At 64.3% G+C, this 16,556-nt stretch carries 18 protein-coding genes; 6 read left to right on the forward strand and 12 right to left on the reverse strand.

Translation table 11 applies throughout. From position 1 onward, the window contains the following. Positions 1-21: 21 nt before the first annotated feature. From dmpG to VA602_RS04290, 8 genes are read right to left on the reverse strand one after another with little or no spacing between them, the layout of a single operon-like run. On the reverse strand, positions 22-1,035 hold the full coding sequence (dmpG, locus tag VA602_RS04255) for a 4-hydroxy-2-oxovalerate aldolase (protein ID WP_323452575.1): 1,014 nt from the start codon (positions 1,033-1,035) through the stop codon (positions 22-24). A gap of 4 nt (positions 1,036-1,039) precedes the next feature. Next, a complete protein-coding gene (locus tag VA602_RS04260) occupies positions 1,040-1,975 on the reverse strand; it encodes an acetaldehyde dehydrogenase (acetylating) (protein WP_323452576.1) in 936 nt (311 codons plus the stop codon). 16 nt (positions 1,976-1,991) lie between these two features. Then, the gene (locus VA602_RS04265) at positions 1,992-2,189 is read right to left on the reverse strand and encodes a tautomerase family protein (RefSeq protein ID WP_323452577.1); all 198 of its coding nucleotides are present in this window, start codon (positions 2,187-2,189) and stop codon (positions 1,992-1,994) included. A 14-nt stretch (positions 2,190-2,203) separates the two neighbouring features. After that, entirely contained in the window at positions 2,204-3,007 is an 804-nt protein-coding gene (gene dmpH / locus VA602_RS04270) for a 2-oxo-3-hexenedioate decarboxylase (RefSeq protein WP_112898682.1), read from the reverse strand. 12 nt (positions 3,008-3,019) lie between these two features. After that, the gene (dmpE, locus tag VA602_RS04275) at positions 3,020-3,802 is read right to left on the reverse strand and encodes a 2-oxopent-4-enoate hydratase (protein WP_065861828.1); all 783 of its coding nucleotides are present in this window, start codon (positions 3,800-3,802) and stop codon (positions 3,020-3,022) included. Between the two features lie 10 nt (positions 3,803-3,812). Further along, a complete protein-coding gene (locus VA602_RS04280; RefSeq protein ID WP_323452578.1) occupies positions 3,813-5,273 on the reverse strand; it encodes a 2-hydroxymuconic semialdehyde dehydrogenase in 1,461 nt (486 codons plus the stop codon). A 20-nt stretch (positions 5,274-5,293) separates the two neighbouring features. Further along, on the reverse strand, positions 5,294-6,001 hold the full coding sequence (locus tag VA602_RS04285) for a class II aldolase/adducin family protein (RefSeq protein ID WP_054892128.1): 708 nt from the start codon (positions 5,999-6,001) through the stop codon (positions 5,294-5,296). Beyond that, entirely contained in the window at positions 5,998-6,861 is an 864-nt protein-coding gene (locus tag VA602_RS04290) for a VOC family protein (RefSeq protein WP_112898684.1), read from the reverse strand. The genes VA602_RS04285 and VA602_RS04290 overlap by 4 nt, the downstream gene beginning before the upstream one ends. A gap of 106 nt (positions 6,862-6,967) precedes the next feature. Here VA602_RS04290 and VA602_RS04295 point away from each other — a divergent pair, with 106 nt between their 5' ends. Beyond that, entirely contained in the window at positions 6,968-7,867 is a 900-nt protein-coding gene (locus VA602_RS04295) for a LysR family transcriptional regulator (RefSeq protein WP_063545475.1), read from the forward strand. A gap of 230 nt (positions 7,868-8,097) precedes the next feature. Here the strand turns inward: VA602_RS04295 and VA602_RS04305 are convergent, their stop codons facing one another. Continuing rightward, on the reverse strand, positions 8,098-9,303 hold the full coding sequence (locus VA602_RS04305; protein WP_323452579.1) for a hypothetical protein: 1,206 nt from the start codon (positions 9,301-9,303) through the stop codon (positions 8,098-8,100). A 240-nt stretch (positions 9,304-9,543) separates the two neighbouring features. Here VA602_RS04305 and VA602_RS04310 point away from each other — a divergent pair, with 240 nt between their 5' ends. After that, a complete protein-coding gene (locus tag VA602_RS04310; RefSeq protein ID WP_112898686.1) occupies positions 9,544-10,323 on the forward strand; it encodes a TSUP family transporter in 780 nt (259 codons plus the stop codon). A gap of 69 nt (positions 10,324-10,392) precedes the next feature. On the opposite strand, the gene nudC is transcribed toward VA602_RS04310, so the two are convergent. Both nudC and VA602_RS04320 read right to left on the reverse strand, forming a co-directional pair. Beyond that, positions 10,393-11,223 carry an NAD(+) diphosphatase gene (nudC, locus tag VA602_RS04315; protein ID WP_323452580.1) on the reverse strand — a complete coding sequence of 277 codons (831 nt, stop codon included), beginning with the start codon at positions 11,221-11,223 and terminating at the stop codon, positions 10,393-10,395. A 36-nt stretch (positions 11,224-11,259) separates the two neighbouring features. Next, positions 11,260-12,072: a crotonase/enoyl-CoA hydratase family protein gene (locus VA602_RS04320; protein WP_323452581.1), complete on the reverse strand. Its 813-nt coding sequence runs from the start codon at positions 12,070-12,072 to the stop codon at positions 11,260-11,262. Positions 12,073-12,272: 200 nt separating this feature from the next. On the opposite strand from VA602_RS04320, the gene VA602_RS04325 reads away from it, so the two are divergent. The 4 genes from VA602_RS04325 to VA602_RS04340 all read left to right on the forward strand — a co-directional run bounded on the left by VA602_RS04325 (position 12,273) and on the right by VA602_RS04340 (position 15,754). Beyond that, positions 12,273-12,890 (forward strand): dihydrofolate reductase family protein, encoded by a 618-nt coding sequence (locus VA602_RS04325; RefSeq protein WP_323452582.1) that lies wholly within the window; start codon positions 12,273-12,275, stop codon positions 12,888-12,890. Between the two features lie 77 nt (positions 12,891-12,967). Then, positions 12,968-13,933 carry an MBL fold metallo-hydrolase gene (locus VA602_RS04330; protein WP_323452583.1) on the forward strand — a complete coding sequence of 322 codons (966 nt, stop codon included), beginning with the start codon at positions 12,968-12,970 and terminating at the stop codon, positions 13,931-13,933. A 103-nt stretch (positions 13,934-14,036) separates the two neighbouring features. Then, entirely contained in the window at positions 14,037-14,465 is a 429-nt protein-coding gene (locus tag VA602_RS04335) for a DUF2231 domain-containing protein (RefSeq protein ID WP_323452584.1), read from the forward strand. Next, positions 14,462-15,754, forward strand: a complete 1,293-nt coding sequence (locus tag VA602_RS04340; RefSeq protein WP_323452585.1) for a PQQ-dependent sugar dehydrogenase — start codon at positions 14,462-14,464, stop codon at positions 15,752-15,754. Before VA602_RS04335 ends, VA602_RS04340 begins: the two co-directional genes overlap by 4 nt. Before the next feature lie 98 nt (positions 15,755-15,852). On the opposite strand, the gene VA602_RS04345 is transcribed toward VA602_RS04340, so the two are convergent. Beyond that, the coding region (locus VA602_RS04345) for a DMT family transporter (RefSeq protein WP_323452586.1) at positions 15,853-16,556 on the reverse strand (704 nt) is incomplete at its 5' end.

The following is a 16,556-nucleotide window of genomic DNA, read 5'->3' on the forward strand; positions in this document are numbered from 1 at the left end:
CATTGGCAAGGCGTTGTGGTTTCAGGGTCGCAGCAGGTCCAGGGCAACGTCGACGATCATGTCTTCCTGACCGCCCACCATCTTGCGACGGCCGAGCTCGACGAGGATGTCCACGGTGTTCAGGCCGTAGCGGCGAGCAGCGACCTCAGCGTGGCGCAGGAAGCTGGAATACACCCCGGCGTAGCCGAGGGCCAGGGTTTCGCGGTCGACCCGCACCGGGCGATCCTGCAAGGGCCGGACGATATCGTCGGCCGCATCCATCAGCCGATACAGGTCGGTGCCGTGATTCCAGCCTAGGCGTTCGGCGGCCGCGATGAACACCTCCAACGGCGCGTTGCCGGCACCAGCCCCCATGCCGGCAAGGCTGGCGTCGATGCGATCGCAGCCCGCCTCCACCGCGGTGATCGAGTTGGCCACGCCCAGGCTGAGGGTGTGGTGGGCGTGCATGCCGGTCTCGGTGGATGGGTCGAGCACCGCCTTGAACGCCTGGAAGCGCTCGCGTACATCCTGCATGTTCATCGCGCCGCCCGAGTCAGCCATGTACACGCAGGTGGCGCCGTAGCTTTCCATCAGCTTCGCCTGCTGCGCCAACTGCTCGGGCGCCAGCATATGGCTCATCATCAGAAAGCCCACGGTGTCCATGCCCAGCTCGCGGGCGTACTCGATGTGCTGGCGCGAGACATCCGCCTCGGTGCAGTGGGTGGCGATGCGCACCACCCGTGCACCGGCGTTGTAGGCATCCTTGAGATCATGCACGGTACCGATGCCAGGCAGCAGCAGCGTGGTGATCTTCGCGTGGCTGATGACCTCGGCCACCGCCTCGATGTACTCGAGGTCCGAGTGCCGGCCAAAGCCATAGTTGAAGCTCGAACCCTGCAGGCCGTCACCGTGGGCGACCTCGATCGAATCGACCTTGGCCAGGTCCAACGCGCGCGCGATGTCGCGGGCCTGCTGCAAGGTGTACTGATGACGGATGGCATGGCTGCCGTCGCGCAGGGTGACATCGGAAATGTAGAGTTTCTTGCCGGCGTTCATGTGTTCAGCCCTCCACGAACTGGGTAGCGGCGATGCGCTCGGCACAGGCCACGGCCGCCGAGGTCATGATGTCCAGGTTGCCGGCGTAGGCCGGCAGGTAGTGCGCGGCGCCCTCGACCTCGAGAAACACCGAAGTCTTCAGGCCGCTGCGCAGCCCCAGCCCCGGAACATTCACCGGCTGGTCTGCCGGGATCACCTCGAACTGCACCTGCTGCTTGAGGCGATAGCCGGGCACGTAGGCCTGCACGGCCTCGACCATCGCCAGGATCGAGCGCTCGACCGCCGCCTGATCTGCCGGCTCCGACAACACGAACACGGTGTCGCGCATCATCAGCGGCGGCTCGGCCGGATTGAGGACGATGATCGCCTTGCCCTTCTGTGCCCCGCCGAGTTTCTCGATGGCATGGGAAGTGGTCTCGGTGAATTCGTCGATATTGGCGCGGGTGCCGGGGCCTGCCGACTTGCTGCTGATCGAGGCGACGATTTCACCGTAATGCACCTTGGCCACGCGCGACACCGCAGCGACGATCGGTATGGTGGCCTGGCCGCCGCAGGTGACCATGTTGATGTTCGGCGCGGCCAGTTCGGCATCCAGGTTGATCGCCGGAATGGTGAACGGGCCGATGGCGGCGGGCGTCAGGTCGATGACCTTGACCCGGTGCTCCTGCAACAACGCGTTGTGGCGACCGTGGGCACCGGCGCTGGTGGCGTCGAAGACGATACGGATATCCTTGAAACCCGGCAGCGCCAGCAGGCCTTCGACACCCTTGGCGGTGGTCGCCACGCCCAGGCGTTCGGCCCGCGCCAGGCCATCGGAGGCCGGGTCGATGCCGACCATGGCGCCCATCTTCAGGTGCTGGCCGTTGCGCAGGATCTTGATCATCAGGTCGGTGCCGATATTGCCCGAACCGATGATGGCAACGCTGATCTTGTCGTTCATTGTCGTGGTCCTGTGTTCAGGCTTTGGCACGGCGTTCGGCGAGGGTCTGGCCACCGGCGGCCCACTGGGTCTCGGGGATTTCCTGCAACAGGACGCGCACGCTCTCGATCGGCACTTCGAGGCTGTCGGCGATAGCCAGGGTGACCTTGTCCAGCAGCGCGCGCTTCTTCTCGGGGGTGCGGCCTTCGGCGATATGGATGATGGCAATAGGCATGTCAGGTACTCCTGTCAGCGTTGGCCGGACGAGGTGAAGCGCATCGACACGCTGCCCAGATGCTGGTAGCGCACGGTGACGTTGTCGCCCGCCTGCACTGCAATGGCCTCGGTGATGCCGCCGGTCATGATGAAGGTACCCGCCGGCAGCTCGCGGCCCTTGGCGCCGAGCATGTTGGCGAGCATCGCCACGCTCTGCGCCGGGTGCCCGAGCACCGCGGCACCGGCTCCGGTGGCGACCACTTCGCCGTTCTTTTCCAGCACCACGCCCAGGCACTTGAGGTCGATGCCCTCGACCCCGGACATGCGCCCGCCCGTGACGAAACGTGCCGAAGAGGTGTTGTCGGCAATCACGCTCTTGAGGTCGAAACGGAAGTTCTCGTAGCGCGAATCGATCACTTCGACCGCCGGCACGATGAAATCGGTGGCCGCCAGCACGTCGCCAACATGCACACCCGGCCCCTTGAGCGGGTGCTTGAGGACGAAGGCGATCTCGGCCTCGACCTTGGGGTGGATCAGGCTGTCGACATCGATGGCCGCGCCGTCGAGGCTCGAGCCGTAGTCGGTGAGAAAGCCGTGGATCGGATCGGTGACGCCCATCTGCTTCATCTTGGCGAACGAGGTCAGGCCCATCTTCAGGCCGGCGATACGTACGCCACGAGCCTGCTTGCGGGCGCGGATGGCGTCCTGGATGGCATAGGCGTCGTCCCAGTCCATGTCGGGGTGGGCGTCGGTGATCTTGGCCACCGCCTCACGCTTGAGTTCGGCGTTTTCCAGGTGTTCGGCCAGTTGGGCGATGGTGGCTTGGGACAGGTTCATAGGGATTTTCCTTCAAACAAAGCGAACAGCGGCCGAGCCGATGCCGCCGAGGCTGATACGCAGTTGGTCGCCGGCCTGCACCGGCACCATGGCCGCCAGCGAACCGGAGAGAATCACCTCGCCCTTGTTCAGCGCGATGCCGAGGCGGCCGAGGGTGTTGGCCAACCAGGCCACGGCGTTGGCCGGATGGCCAAGCGCGGCGGCACCGGCGCCGGTGGCGACGATCTCGCCGTTCTTTTCCAGGGTCATGCCGACACAGGCCAGGTCCACGTCACGCGGATCGACACCGCGGTCCCCCAGCACGAAGGCAGCGGCCGAGGCGTTGTCGGCGACGGTGTCCTGGATGCGGATCTTCCAGTCGCGAATGCGCGAGTCGACGATCTCGAAGCACGGCATCACATAGGCCGTGGCGCGCAGCACATCGGCCACGGTGACGCCCGGGCCCTGCAGAGACTCCTTGAGCACGAAGGCAATCTCACCCTCGGCTTTGGGCGCGATGAGGCCGTCGATAGCGATGGCCGCGCCATCGGCGTGGAGCATGTCGCTGAGCAGGTGACCGAAGTCTGGCTGGTCGACGCCGAGCATGTTCATCACCACTTGACTGGTGACGCCAATCTTCTTGCCCAGCACCCGCTCGCCCGCGTCCAGGCGCGGCTGGATCATCGCCAACTGCACCTGGTAGGCCTGCTCCAGGGTGATGTCGGGGTGGGTTTCGGTCAGCGGCGCCAGGGCCTGGCCACACGCCAGGGCCTGGTGCAGTTGCTGGCCAGCGCGCTGGATATCGTTCAGGTTCATGGTGTGCCCCTCACAGGCGGACGCAGACGTTGCGCAATTCGGTGTAGAACTCCAGCGAGTGCACGCCTCCCTCACGGCCGATGCCCGACTGCTTGGCGCCGCCGAAGGCGGTACGCAGATCGCGCAGGAACCACGCGTTGATCCAGCAGATGCCGACATCCAGCGCGCTGCCCAAGCGGTGGGCGACCTGCAGGTCGCGGGTCCAGACACTGGCAGCCAGCCCGTAAGGGGTGTCGTTGGCCAGGGCCACGGCCTCTTCTTCGGTGTCGAACGGCGCGATGTGGCAGCAGGGGCCGAAGATCTCTTCGCGGATCACCGCGGAGGTTTCCGGCAAGCCGGTCCAGATGGTCGGTTCGAACCAGGCGCCTTCGGCCAGGTGCGCCGGCACCTGGGGAATGCCGCCGCCGCACACCACGGTGGCGCCATCGTCGACAGCCTGGCGGGCGTAGGACAGCACCTTCTCGCGATGGCCGAGGGAAATCAGCGGCCCCATGGTGGTGCCATGGGCGTTCGGATCGCCCACCACGATGCTCGCGGCGTGCGCCTTGAAGGCCTCGACGAAGCGCTCGAACACTGGCCGCTGCACGTAGATGCGTTCAGTCCCCAGGCACACCTGCCCACTGTTCTCGAACACTGCGCGCCCCAGCCCCTTGACCGCTTTCTCAAGGTCGGCATCGGCAAAGACGATACCGGCGTTCTTGCCGCCCAGCTCCAGCGAGACCGGGCGAATGCCCTTGGCCGCAGCCTTCATGATGACCTCGCCAGTCCCGGTCTCGCCGGTAAAGGTCACGCCATCGACATCCGGGTGCGAGGTCAGGAAGGCCCCCGCCGAATCGGCGCCAAAGCCATGCACCACGTTGTATACGCCCGGCGGCACACCGGCCTCGTTCATCACCTCGCCCAGCAACGTGGCAGTGGCCGGGGTTTCCTCGGACGGCTTGACCACCACGGTGTTGCCGCAGGCCAGGGCCGGGCCGACCTTCCAGGTCATCAGCAGCAGCGGCAGGTTCCACGGGCAGACCACGCCGATCACCCCGCGCGGTGCTCGCACGGCGTAGTTGACCGCCTTGCCGCCGTCCGGGGTGTCCATCACGAAGCTTTCGGTCGGTACGTTGCGGATCAGGTCGGCGAACACCTTGAAGTTGGCCGCGCCGCGCGGAATGTCGAGGTGCCCGGCCAGGTGTGCGGGCTTGCCGGTGTCGGCCACTTCGGCCGCGACGAACTCGGCGTGGCGACGCTCGATGCCCTCGGCGACCTTGTGCAGCAGCGCAGTACGCTGGGCGACCGTCATCGCCCCCCAAGGGCCTTTGAGGGCGGCACGGGCAGCGGCCACGGCGGCATCGACTTCGGCCTGCCCCGCTTCGTGGACGAGGCCGATGACACTGTTATCGGCAGGGTTGCGGTTTTCGAAGGTGCGGGCACTGGAGACCCACTCGCCATTGATGAAATGACGGAACGCTTGCGCAGGCATGATCGGTAGTCCTCTGTTTTTTATTCGAATACGGTGTCGCTGGCTTCCGGATCGCCGGCAGTGAGGTATTCCCACATCCGCTCGTAGATCCGCCCGCCACGGGTGGCGCGTTGCGCGCAGGCCTGGGCATCGAGCAACGGGCCGCGCTCGGCCAGGCCTGCGGCCTGCAGTTGCAGCTCGATGCGCGCGGCATCCTCCAGGTACCAGGTCAGGGTCAGGGCCTCGACCAACGAATCGCCGGCGACGATGGCACCGTTGCCGCGCATGGCCAGGGCCTTGCCTTGGCCGAACAGCTCAGCCAGCGCGCTGGCCTGGGCATCGTCACGCAGCAACTGGACGTCGTCCCACAGCGGGATCGACGGTTGGAAGTAACTGCCCATGCCGTGCCGCGGCAGTGGCGTGAGACCGGCGCAGGACAGCGCCATCACCTGCGCCGGCATGCTGCGGATCACTGCGCCCAGGTCGGCGCGGCGGCGGTAGAGCTGCTGGTGGATACGCACCTCGCCCAGCACACCGTCTGGCAGCGGCCCATGGACCGGCACCACGGTGCCCGGCTCGCCCACGCCGATCAGGCCCATCGGGCGCGCTGCACAGACCAGGAAGTACTCGGCGTCCAGGCGCAGGCTGCAATGCCCGTAGGCATGCGCCAGGCCGGCGCGGCCCAGCGCGCGGGCCGCCATGCGTACCTGGCGTTGCTGCGCCTGGCTGGCAATCGGCTGGCCGCTCATGCCTTGAACTCCGGGATATCGGGTTTCGAACCCCAGGCGCAGTACGACGACGATACGCCGGGGAACTGCCGTGGCTGGTGGCTGGAGTCGTCTTCGGCGCGGATGTGGCTGACCCCGGTGGAATACTCGTAGGTCATGCCGTCCGGCCCTTCGAAGTACAGGAACACCGCACCCGAAGTCGGATGCCGACCCGGGCCGAAGAGGATCTTGATGTTGCGCTCACGCAGGAAGTAGTACGCGCGCATCAGGTCGTCGATGCTCTCGACCTGGTGGTTGATGTGCTGCACCCCGGCGTGGCTGGAGGGGAACAGCGCGATCTTGTGATGCACCTCGTCGATGCGCAGCAGCGGCGCCTCACCGATGCGATCGCTGACCCGTGCGTTGGCCAGGCGGGTCCAGAAATCCTCGTCGCGGCGGGCGTCGGTGGTGCGCAGTCCGATATGGCTGAAGCCGGTGATGCCAGCGTCGCGGCTGGGGAAGTAGCGGCTACCGCTGGCGTGGGGGCGCAACACCAGTTCGATGTTGTTGCCGCTGGGGTCCTTGAAACGGATCAGCTCGTTGACGTGGCGCACCTCGGCGTCTTCACGCGAGCCGTGCACCACGCTGAAGGCATTGCGTTCGAGCAGCACGGCGGCGTGCTCCAGCTCGTCGCTGCTGGTGACCTCGAAGGCGGTTGTGGTTTCGCGCGGGTCACCCTCGTAGTAGCACAGGGTGTGATCGCGGCTGTCGGAGCGAAAATACACCGCACCGTTGGCCTCGCGGGCCACCTGCAGACCGAGGATCTGCGTCGCGTAGCGGCGTGCATCGTCCAGGTTGGCGGTACCCAGGCGCACGTAGCGGATATCGTGCAGGTTGATCATGGGTGGAGTCCCTTGGTTTTATTTTTGTCTGGACTCATCCTCGCAACCGGCGCTTAATCGCAGAAGCTAATTCTCTTTATTCGCACTATTTGATTTGGTTATAGAGATGCGCACCGACCTCAACCTGCTTCGCGTCCTTCTAGCCGTCTACGAAACCGGCAACGTCACCGCTGCGGCGAAACAGCTGGGCATCAGCCAGCCCGCCGCCAGCGCCGCCCTCGCCCGTCTGCGCCATTCGCTGCAGGATCCGCTGTTCATCCGCTCCGGTGCCGGCATGGAGGCCACGCCACGGGCCCAGGGCATCATCGAGCGCACCCGCGAAGTCATCGAAATCATCGACCGCGACATCCTCAGCAGCCCAACCTTCGACCCTGCCACCGCCGAAGACGAGTTCGTGTTCTGCCTGAGCGAGATCGGCGAGGTGGTGTTCCTGCCACCGTTGTTCCAGAAGCTGCGCCAGCTCGCGCCACGCATTCGCCTGCGCACGCTCAGCCTGGCACCCGATGCGCTCACCGACAGCCTGCATGACGGCAAGGTCGATGCCGTGCTGGGTTACTTCCCCGACCTCACGGCCCCCAACATCTATCAGCAACGGCTGTTCTCCCACGACCTCACCTGCATGCTGCGCCGCGGCCACCCACTGGCCCGCGAGCGCCTGGCGCTCGAGGATTTCGCCCGCATGGAGCACCTGCAGGTGCGCGACGGCAGCCGCCGCCAGGAAATGTTCGAGGCGCATCTGAACGAAGCGGGGATCAAGCGCAACATCGTGCTCGAGACCTCGCACTACATGAGCGTGCCCTCGATCATCGAGCAATCCGACCTGGTAGTGGTGCTGCCACGCACCGTGGCCAATCTGTACCTGGATACCGTGAACGTGCAGATCGTCGAGCCGCCGGTAGAGATCCCTTGCTACGACCTCAAGCAGTTCTGGCACGCACGCTTCCAGCAGGCGCCACGCAGTGTGTGGTTGCGCCGGGTGATCAGCGAGTTGTTTGCGCAGGGCTAATGTGGTGTTTCACAAATTCCTCTCCACGCTGAGCGAGACGTGGATCAAGTGCCAGGCACATACCCGCGTGAAGGATCTGGAGGAGTCGATTGACCACTACTTGTCCACTTACAACACCAACCCTCGACTGTTTCGCTGGTATCGAAAAGCCGAGGATATACTGGCGAGCGTCGGCTGGACAGTTGGGGCTTCAGCCCGAAAAATATGAGTGCTACTTGTGAAGCACCACACTAGCGCCATATCAAATAATCGATAAGAAATCCCGTATCATCTTCGCCAGCTTCCCTTACACTGCGAACCCTTACAAACAATATCGGAGCATTGTTGGTGGAGTGAATATCAACCTCGACCGTAGCATAACCAGAAGCAGGCAATGTATAACTTACCATCCGGCCTGAAGCGCCAAATAGTTCGACGTAGTGCCCAACAGTATGGAGATAGTGGTAGCCTACGGTCAGTGTTCTGGCTCTATTTCCCGCGGTGAATTTTATGATTGAACCATCTGCCATATGTAATGGGGCACTTGAATCGATCCACAGAGCCGTGCACTTATCACGCTTACAAGTTACAATTTCAGGAGTTATGATGACTCCAGTTACAGATGTCAAGGGGTTACCAACAACCAGTTGCTGAGCGGAAAAGCTCCTGAAGTCTTCCATTACTGTAATTGCTTTAAGCAAAACTATAGTTAAGTTAGGAAACTGCCTCGGAGTCAAATGATCGAATGCCACGCTGAGTTCTATCTCAAGGTTTGCCCCATCTTTGAATTTTTCCAATTCGGCGCGCAAAAGTGGCTTGTCAAGACCCGCTTTTTCTTCATCTTCTGTCACCGGTAAGTTTTGTGCGACGTAGAAAAAGTAAGCACTACCATTTTCCAACTCACCGCTGACTTTGATCCAGTAACGCTGCCCTTGGGCGATTAGCGGCCAGGGCTGGACCACGACTCTGGCATCACCAGCAAATGCCGCGAGATCAAGCGTTTTGTCCGGGGCTTCGGGCACGGTCGGCTCGTTCAGCTCGCCAACGGCCAATTCCCCCACCGCCAGCTCGAGCGGCTGGGACGATCTAGGCTGCCCATTTCGCAGCACGACATACACGATCGTGACACTTTTGCCCTGGCTGGCCGCCACCACGCTCACCGGCACGAGGAAATCGACGTAGCCAACGACGCTGCCGGCCTCCTGCGCGCTTTGCCAATTAGCGGCTGTAGCCCCCCCATCCCAGTCCACGACCAGAATATCGGTGGTTTGCATACCGTCATACCTCACCCGCACGGTCGCGCCTCTCAGGGCATCGATCGGGTCTAGCGGCCCTGTGCCGTTGTTGGCCGCCTCAAGCACCGTGGGTGCAATGAAAGATTCCTGTGCTTGGCGCGTGACCCGGAAGGTCAACGGTTCCGAAGTGGAAGCGGCAAGGGTGTGTGTAGGCTGTTCCATGGCGGAGTCCGTGGCGGGGAGATTTCAGCCGAGTGTGGGCGAATCATTGACGGGGCGGAACTGGCAAAAATACTAGGTGGTGTTTCACAATTTCCTCTCCACGCTGAGCGAGAAGTGGATCAAGCGCCAGGCACATACCCGCGTTAGCGACTCTGGCAAGGGCGCGCCCCGAGGGCTACCATGTGCAGCCTCTGGCGCGACCTTTTGCCGCGCCCTCGCCTGTAGCCTGAAAGCCGTCCCATGCCCTTCGAACTCACCGTAGAACCGCTTACCCTGCTGATCCTCGCCGCAGTGGCCTTCGTCGCCGGTTTCATCGATGCCATTGCCGGTGGCGGCGGCCTGCTCACCACCCCCGCCCTGCTCACCGCCGGCATGCCGCCGCACCTGGTGCTGGGCACCAACAAGCTCAGCTCGACCTTCGGCTCGGCCACCGCCGGATTCACCTACTACCGGCGCAAGCTGTTCCACCCGGCCCAGTGGCGCCTGGCGATCGTCGGCACCCTGAGTGGCGCGCTGATCGGCGCGGTGATCGCGCACTACATGCCCGCCGAATGGCTGAACAAGATGCTGCCGGTGATCGTCTTCGCCTGTGGCGTGTACCTGCTGTTCGGCGGCACCCCCAAGGCGCCGCTGGATGCCGATGCACCGATCAGGAAAAAATGGCAGTTCCCCCAGGGTTTCAGCCTAGGTTTCTACGATGGCGTAGCAGGCCCCGGCACGGGTGCGTTCTGGACGGTAAGCACACTGCTGCTCTACCCCATAGACCTGGTACGTGCCAGTGGTGTGGCGCGCAGCATGAACTTCGTCAGCAACATCGCGGCGCTGACGGTGTTCGTGATTTCCGGGCAAGTGGACTACATCGTCGGCCTGGCCATGGGCGTGTCGGTGATGATCGGTGCATTCTTCGGCGCCCGCACGGCGATCAGCGGCGGTAGCAAGTTCATTCGCCCGGTGTTCATCACCGTGGTGCTGGCGCTGACCGTGCGCCTGGCCTGGCAGCACTGGTTCGGCCAGGCCTGAGCGGCCCAGCCCTCATTTGGATTAACCACGATAACAACCCCGTCGTGGTTGCACGCGGAACAGCCCTGATCAGGTCGGCAGCACCGGCTCTGCCAGCCCCAGACGCCGCGCCACGTACAGGTCGATCAGGTAGCGGGCGATGGAGCGCCCAGCGGGCAATGGCGGCAGGTCGTGCACGTTGAACCACTGGGCATCCTCGATCTCGTCAGGCTGCATGACGATCTCGCCGCCGGCGTACTCGGCGTGGAAGCCCAGCATCATCGAATGTGGGAACGGCCAGCACTGGCTGCCCACGTACTGGATATTCTTGACCTGCACCGCCACTTCCTCGCGCACTTCGCGCACCAGGCAATCCTCCGCCGACTCGCCCGGTTCGGCAAACCCGGCCAGGGTGCTGTACACCCCGGTGACGAAGCGCGGCGAGCGCGCCAGCAGGATTTCGTCGCCACGGGTCACCAGCACGATCATGCTGGGCGAGATGCGCGGGTAGCTGCGCAGGTCGCAGGCCTGGCAATGCATCGCCCGCTCCCAGCAAATCTGCGTCATCGGCTGGCCGCAGCTGCCGCAGAAACGATGCTCGCGCGCCCAGGTGCCGATCTGTGCGGCGTAACCCAGCAGCTTGTAGGTGTCGAAGTCGCCTTCGAGCATGAACTGGCGCAGGCCGCGCCAGCTCATGCCCGGCAGTTCGCTGGCAGTGCGCAGCTCCAGGAGGAACACCGGTTCGCCGTCGAAATGACCGATACCGTGCTCGCAGAGCACGTCCAGCTCCTGGCGCTTGAGCCAGTCCCGCGGGAACAACGCACCGTTGTCGTCCACCAGGAACCCCGCAGGGCTGCGGGCGACGGCCAGGCCGCCAGCGGTCTGCGGGTCGAGTACTGCGGTAGTCCAGCGTGCTGACATGTTCGGATCCCTTCAAGCGCGTGCGCCGTCGGGAAGTCAGTCGGCGAACGTCGGTTTCTGTTTGTTCATGTGGGCCGCCACCGCGACCCGCAGGTCTTCTGACTGCAGCATGGCGGCGTTCCAGGTGGCGATGTACTGCAGGCCATCGTCGATACGATGGTCGCGCATGTAGCTGATCATTTCCTTGGTGCCGGCCACGGCGATGGGCGATTTTCCTGCAATTTCCCGGGCGATGGCAAAGACACCGTCGAGCAATGCAGCCTGGTCGTCATAGACCCGGTTGACCAGGCCGATGCGCAATGCCTCGGTGGCGTCGATCATACGCCCGGTGTAGGCCAGCTCACGCATCATGCCGTCGCCGATGATACGTGGCAAACGTTGCAGGGTGCCGACATCGGCGGCCATGCCCATGTCGATTTCCTTGATCGAGAACTGCGCATCAGCGCTGCAATAGCGCATATCGCAGGCCGACACCAGGTCGATGGCCCCGCCGATGCAATAGCCCTGAATCGCCGCCAGTACCGGCTTGCGGCACTTGTCGACGGCCGTGAACGAGCTTTGCAGGCGCAGGATGGTGCGGCGCAGCAGGCGCGCATTGCGGCCGGCTTCCTTGCCCATCTGGCCGGCCAGCGAGGCCAGCATCATCAGGTCGATCCCCGAGGAAAAATGCTTGCCCGCGCCGCTGACAACCACCGCCCGCACCGCCTCGGTGTCGTCGATCCACTGGAAGATCTCGACGATTTCCTCCCAGAAGGCCGCGTTCATCGCGTTGATTTTTTCCGGGCGATTGATCTGTACATGGGCGATGTTGTCGGTCAGTTCGACCTTGAACGCGGTGTACTCGGTCACGGGCGGCACTCCTGTGGAGGAAAGGGTTCACGCGCCGGACTATAACGCACCTGCATGGCCGTGCTTATGCCAAAGGCGGGACTGATCGCCGCTGGTAACGAATGGGCTGTCGATTCGCGTCTTGCCCGTTCGACCAATGTTCAGGCACCGCAGTGACCTATTCTTCCACTGCCCCGAACACCCCTCGCGAGGACATTCCCATGCGCACACTCATCGTTGCCGCGTTCGTCAGCCTGGACGGCGTCATGCAGGCCCCTGGCGGCCCGCAGGAAGACACCAGCCAAGGTTTCGGTTTTGGCGGCTGGCTCGTGCCCTATGCCGACGAGACCTTTGGCCAGGCCATGCAAGCGCTGTTCAGCCAGCCTTTCGAGCTGCTGCTGGGGCGGCGTACCTACGACATCTTTGCCGGCTACTGGCCCAAGGTAGACGCAGGCTCTGACAACGCGCCCATGGCCGAGCTGTTCAACACGGTGCCCAAGTACGTCGCCACCCACCACCCCGACAGCCTCGACTGGCAAAACAGCCGCGCCCTGGGCGCCGACGTGATCCAGGCCGTCCGTGCGCTCAAGCAGCAGGACGGCCCGGCACTGCTCACCCAAGGCAGCGCCGAACTGGTGCAGCAACTGTTGGCTGCCGGATTGGTGGACGAGCTGCGCCTGTTGATCAACCCGGTAATGCTCGGGCACGGCAAACGGCTGTTCGCAGACAACGCCCAACCGGCAGCGCTGAGCCTGGTGGAGTCCTTGAGCACGCCACGCGGGGTACTGCTCGCCCATTACCGGCGCAGTGGCGCGGTGCAGACCGGCAGCTTTGCCTGACACAGCGCCCAACGCGGGTTGTGCCCACCAGGATGTCGCGCCTTAGAATAGGCCGACACTCTCTGGAAGCATTTCATATGGACCTGCTGTTCCTGGGCACCAGCGCCGGAGCGCCCACCAAGGCGCGCAATGTCAGCGCAACGGCCGTCATCGACACGAGCGGCAGCGGCTGGTATCTGGTCGACTGCGGCGAGGCCACCCAGCACCAGCTCCTGCACACACCGTTATCGGTCCGCGACCTGCGCGCGATCTTCATCACCCACGTACATGGCGATCACTGCTTCGGCCTGCCCGGCCTGCTGGCCAGCGCCGGTATGTCCGGGCGCAGCGAGCCCCTCGAGCTGATCCTGCCAACTGCCCTGCACGACTGGGTGCGCCTGAGCCTTTCGGTCAGCGACACCTACCTGCCCTTCGAGCTGCGCCTGCACGCGGCCGAAACCTTCGGCACCTGGAGCAACACCAGCCTGCAGGTCAATGCGGTCGAGCTGTCCCATCGGGTGCCGAGCCGTGGCTATGTGTTCACCGAGATCAACCCCGAGCCCCGCCTGGACATCCAGCGCCTGGAGGCCGACGGCATCCCGCGCGGCCCGTTGTGGGGCGAACTGGCCAAGGGCATTGCCGTGGTTCACGAGGGCCGCGCACTCGATCCACGGCACTACCTGCGCGCCTCTCGGCCGGCGCGACGGATCATCGTCTGTGGCGACAACGATCGCCCCGAACTGTTGGCAGAGGTTGCCAAGGGCGCGGATGTACTGGTGCATGAAGCGACCTTCACCCAGCCACTGATCGAACGCACCGGAGTCAGCTTCGGACACAGCAGTGCCGAGGCGGTGGCGCGCTTCGCCCAGGCCGCCGGGGTGAAGAATCTCGTGCTCACGCACTTCAGCGCGCGCTACCAGGGCGATCCACGGCGCAGCCCGTGCATCGACGACATTCACGCCGAAGCCCAGGCCCACTTCAACGGCTGCTTGATCCTGGCGCGCGATCTTCAGCGTTATCACCTGGACCGAAACGGGCAGCTGGTACGCGAACAAAATACTTGAACGCGAAATTGCACTGAACCAACCGACCACCCGCGCGATCCTTCCCTAGGCGCAGCCAGCGTAAAAAATCGCTGGCTTTCATCGCCAACGACAAGGAGCCGCCATGACCACGACCGTCCACGACCCCTACCGGTGCACGCCCGGGCCGCTGCATGCGACCCTGCTGGCCGGCACCGTGCCGCTTTTTCTCGGGGCACTGATCAGCGACATCGCCTACTACCAGACCTTCCAGATCCAGTGGAGCAATTTCGCCGCCTGGCTGATCGCCGGAGGCCTGCTGTTCTGCGGCCTGGCCGTGCTGTTCGCACTGGCCAACCTGGTGCGCGCCGAGCGCAAGGCCGGTCGCCCGGTGCTGTACGTGCTGCTGTTGCTGGTGACCTGGCTGCTGGGGCTAGTCAACGCCTTCGAACACGCCAAGGACGCCTGGGCGGTCATGCCCTCAGGGCTGGTACTGTCGGTGATCGTCAGCGTGCTGGCCTGCATCGCCACCTGGGTCGGCCTGACCAACCTGCGCTCGGGAGGTGCAGCATGAAGACACCTCTTGCGCTGTCGATCCTGAGCATGAGCCTGCTGCTGGCCGCCTGCGGTGGTGAAGGCGAGGCCACCCAGGCCCGCGGCCCCGACCCGAAACTTCCGGCCCCCGAACGTGGCCTGCTGCCAAGCATGAAGATCGCCGAACCCGCACTGTGGGGCGAGCAGAAACCCAAGGTGCCGGAGGGCTACAGCATCACGGCCATCGCCACCGACCTGAAGATCCCGCGCCAGACGCTGATCCTGCCCAACGGCGACATCATCGTGGCAGAAGGCCGGGGCGGCAATGCCGCCAAGCTCAAGCCCAAGGACGTGATCGCCAGCCAGATCAAGGCCAAGGGCAACACCCAGGTCAAAAGCGGCAATCGCCTGACCCTGCTGCGCGATGCCGATGGCGACGGCCGCTACGAAGTGCAGACGGTGTTCGCCGACAACCTCAACGCCCCCTACGGCCTGGCGTTTGCGGATGGCAAGTTGTACGTGGCCAACCAGGACGCACTGGTGCGCTTCGACTACACCGAAGGCCAGACCAAGGCCGACGGCCCGCCGACCACGCTCACCGAGCTGCCCTCGGCGATCAACCACCACTGGACCAAGGCGCTGACCATCAGCGAGGACGGGCGCTACCTGTACGTGGGCATCGGCTCGAACAGCAACATCACCGAGCGTGGCATGGAAGTGGAGATCGACCGCGCGATGGTCTGGCAGATCGACGCCCAGACCGGCGCCCACAAGCCCTACGCGACCGGCCTGCGCAACCCCACGGCGCTGACCATCCAGCCTGATTCGGGGCAACTGTGGGCGGTGGTCAACGAACGTGACGAGCTGGGGCCGGACCTGGTGCCGGACTACCTGACCTCAGTGCGCGAGGGGGCGTTCTACGGTTGGCCCTGGAGCTACTGGGGGCAGAACGTCGATACTCGTGCCCAACCACAGAACCCGGAGAAGGTCGCCGCGGCGATCAAGCCGGACTACAGCCTGGGTTCGCACGTCGCCGCACTGGGCGTGGATTTCTCCCTGCCGGCGATGGGCGAAAAGTTCGCCAACGGTGTGTTCGTGGGTGAACACGGCAGTTGGAACCGACCGAACCCTGTCGGCTACAAGGTGATCTTCGTGCCGTTCAGCAACGGCAAGCCAGCGGGCGAGCCAATCGACTTCGCCACCGGCTTCCGCGGTGACGACGGCAAGACCCGCGGCCGCCCGGTGGGGGTAACGGTGGATCCGAAGGGTGCGCTGATCATCGCCGACGACCTGGCCAACACCATCTGGCGAGTGACGCGCAACCAGTGAGCCAAGGGCAATTGCGGTGAAATGCCCTGATCGCTGAAGCCAACCCGAGCCCACAGGCATGCTGAATACCTGTGGGTTCGGTGCTCCAACAAGCGCGCCTACACGCGCCGTGCCGAGAGCGCCAGCCCTACCCCGCCCAGCACCACCACCGAGGCCACCAGCAAGCGCAGCGACAGCGTTTCGCCCAACAGCCACACCCCGCCCAGCGAAGCGATCACTGGCACACTCAACTGCATGGTCGCCGCCTGCTGTGCGCTGACCTGCCTGACCACGCCATACCACACCGCATACCCCGCCCCCGATGCCAGTACACCTGAGGCCAGTGCATAGAGCACTCCACTCGTCCCCACCACCGGCCCATCGCCAACCACCAGCCCCGCAGCCAGCAACAGCAGCAACGGCAAGCTGAAGAGAAAATTGCCCGCCGTATCGGCCAAGGGCCGCAACGACCCCTTGCCCAGCAGCGAATACGCGCCCCAGGCCACTCCCGCCAACGCCATCACCAGCGAACTCGCCAAAGGCGGCGCTGCAGCCCCCGGCAACAGCAGCAGCACCAACCCGGCAAAGGCCATCAACATGCCTCCCATCACCCGCCCGCTGAAACGCTCGCCACGAATCCAGGCGTACAGGAACATGGTCATCTGCACCGCGCCGAACAGCACCAAGGCCCCTACCCCAGCACCCAGCTGCACATAGGCCACCGAGAACAGCCAGGCATACAGGAACAGCGCCAGACCGCCCTTCCAACTGCCACCCAGGCCCTGGCGGGGTGCGCGCAGGCGCAGCAGAATCAGCAGGAAAG

Source organism: Pseudomonas machongensis (genome assembly GCF_034961125.1).
Taxonomy (GTDB): domain Bacteria; phylum Pseudomonadota; class Gammaproteobacteria; order Pseudomonadales; family Pseudomonadaceae; genus Aquipseudomonas; species Aquipseudomonas machongensis.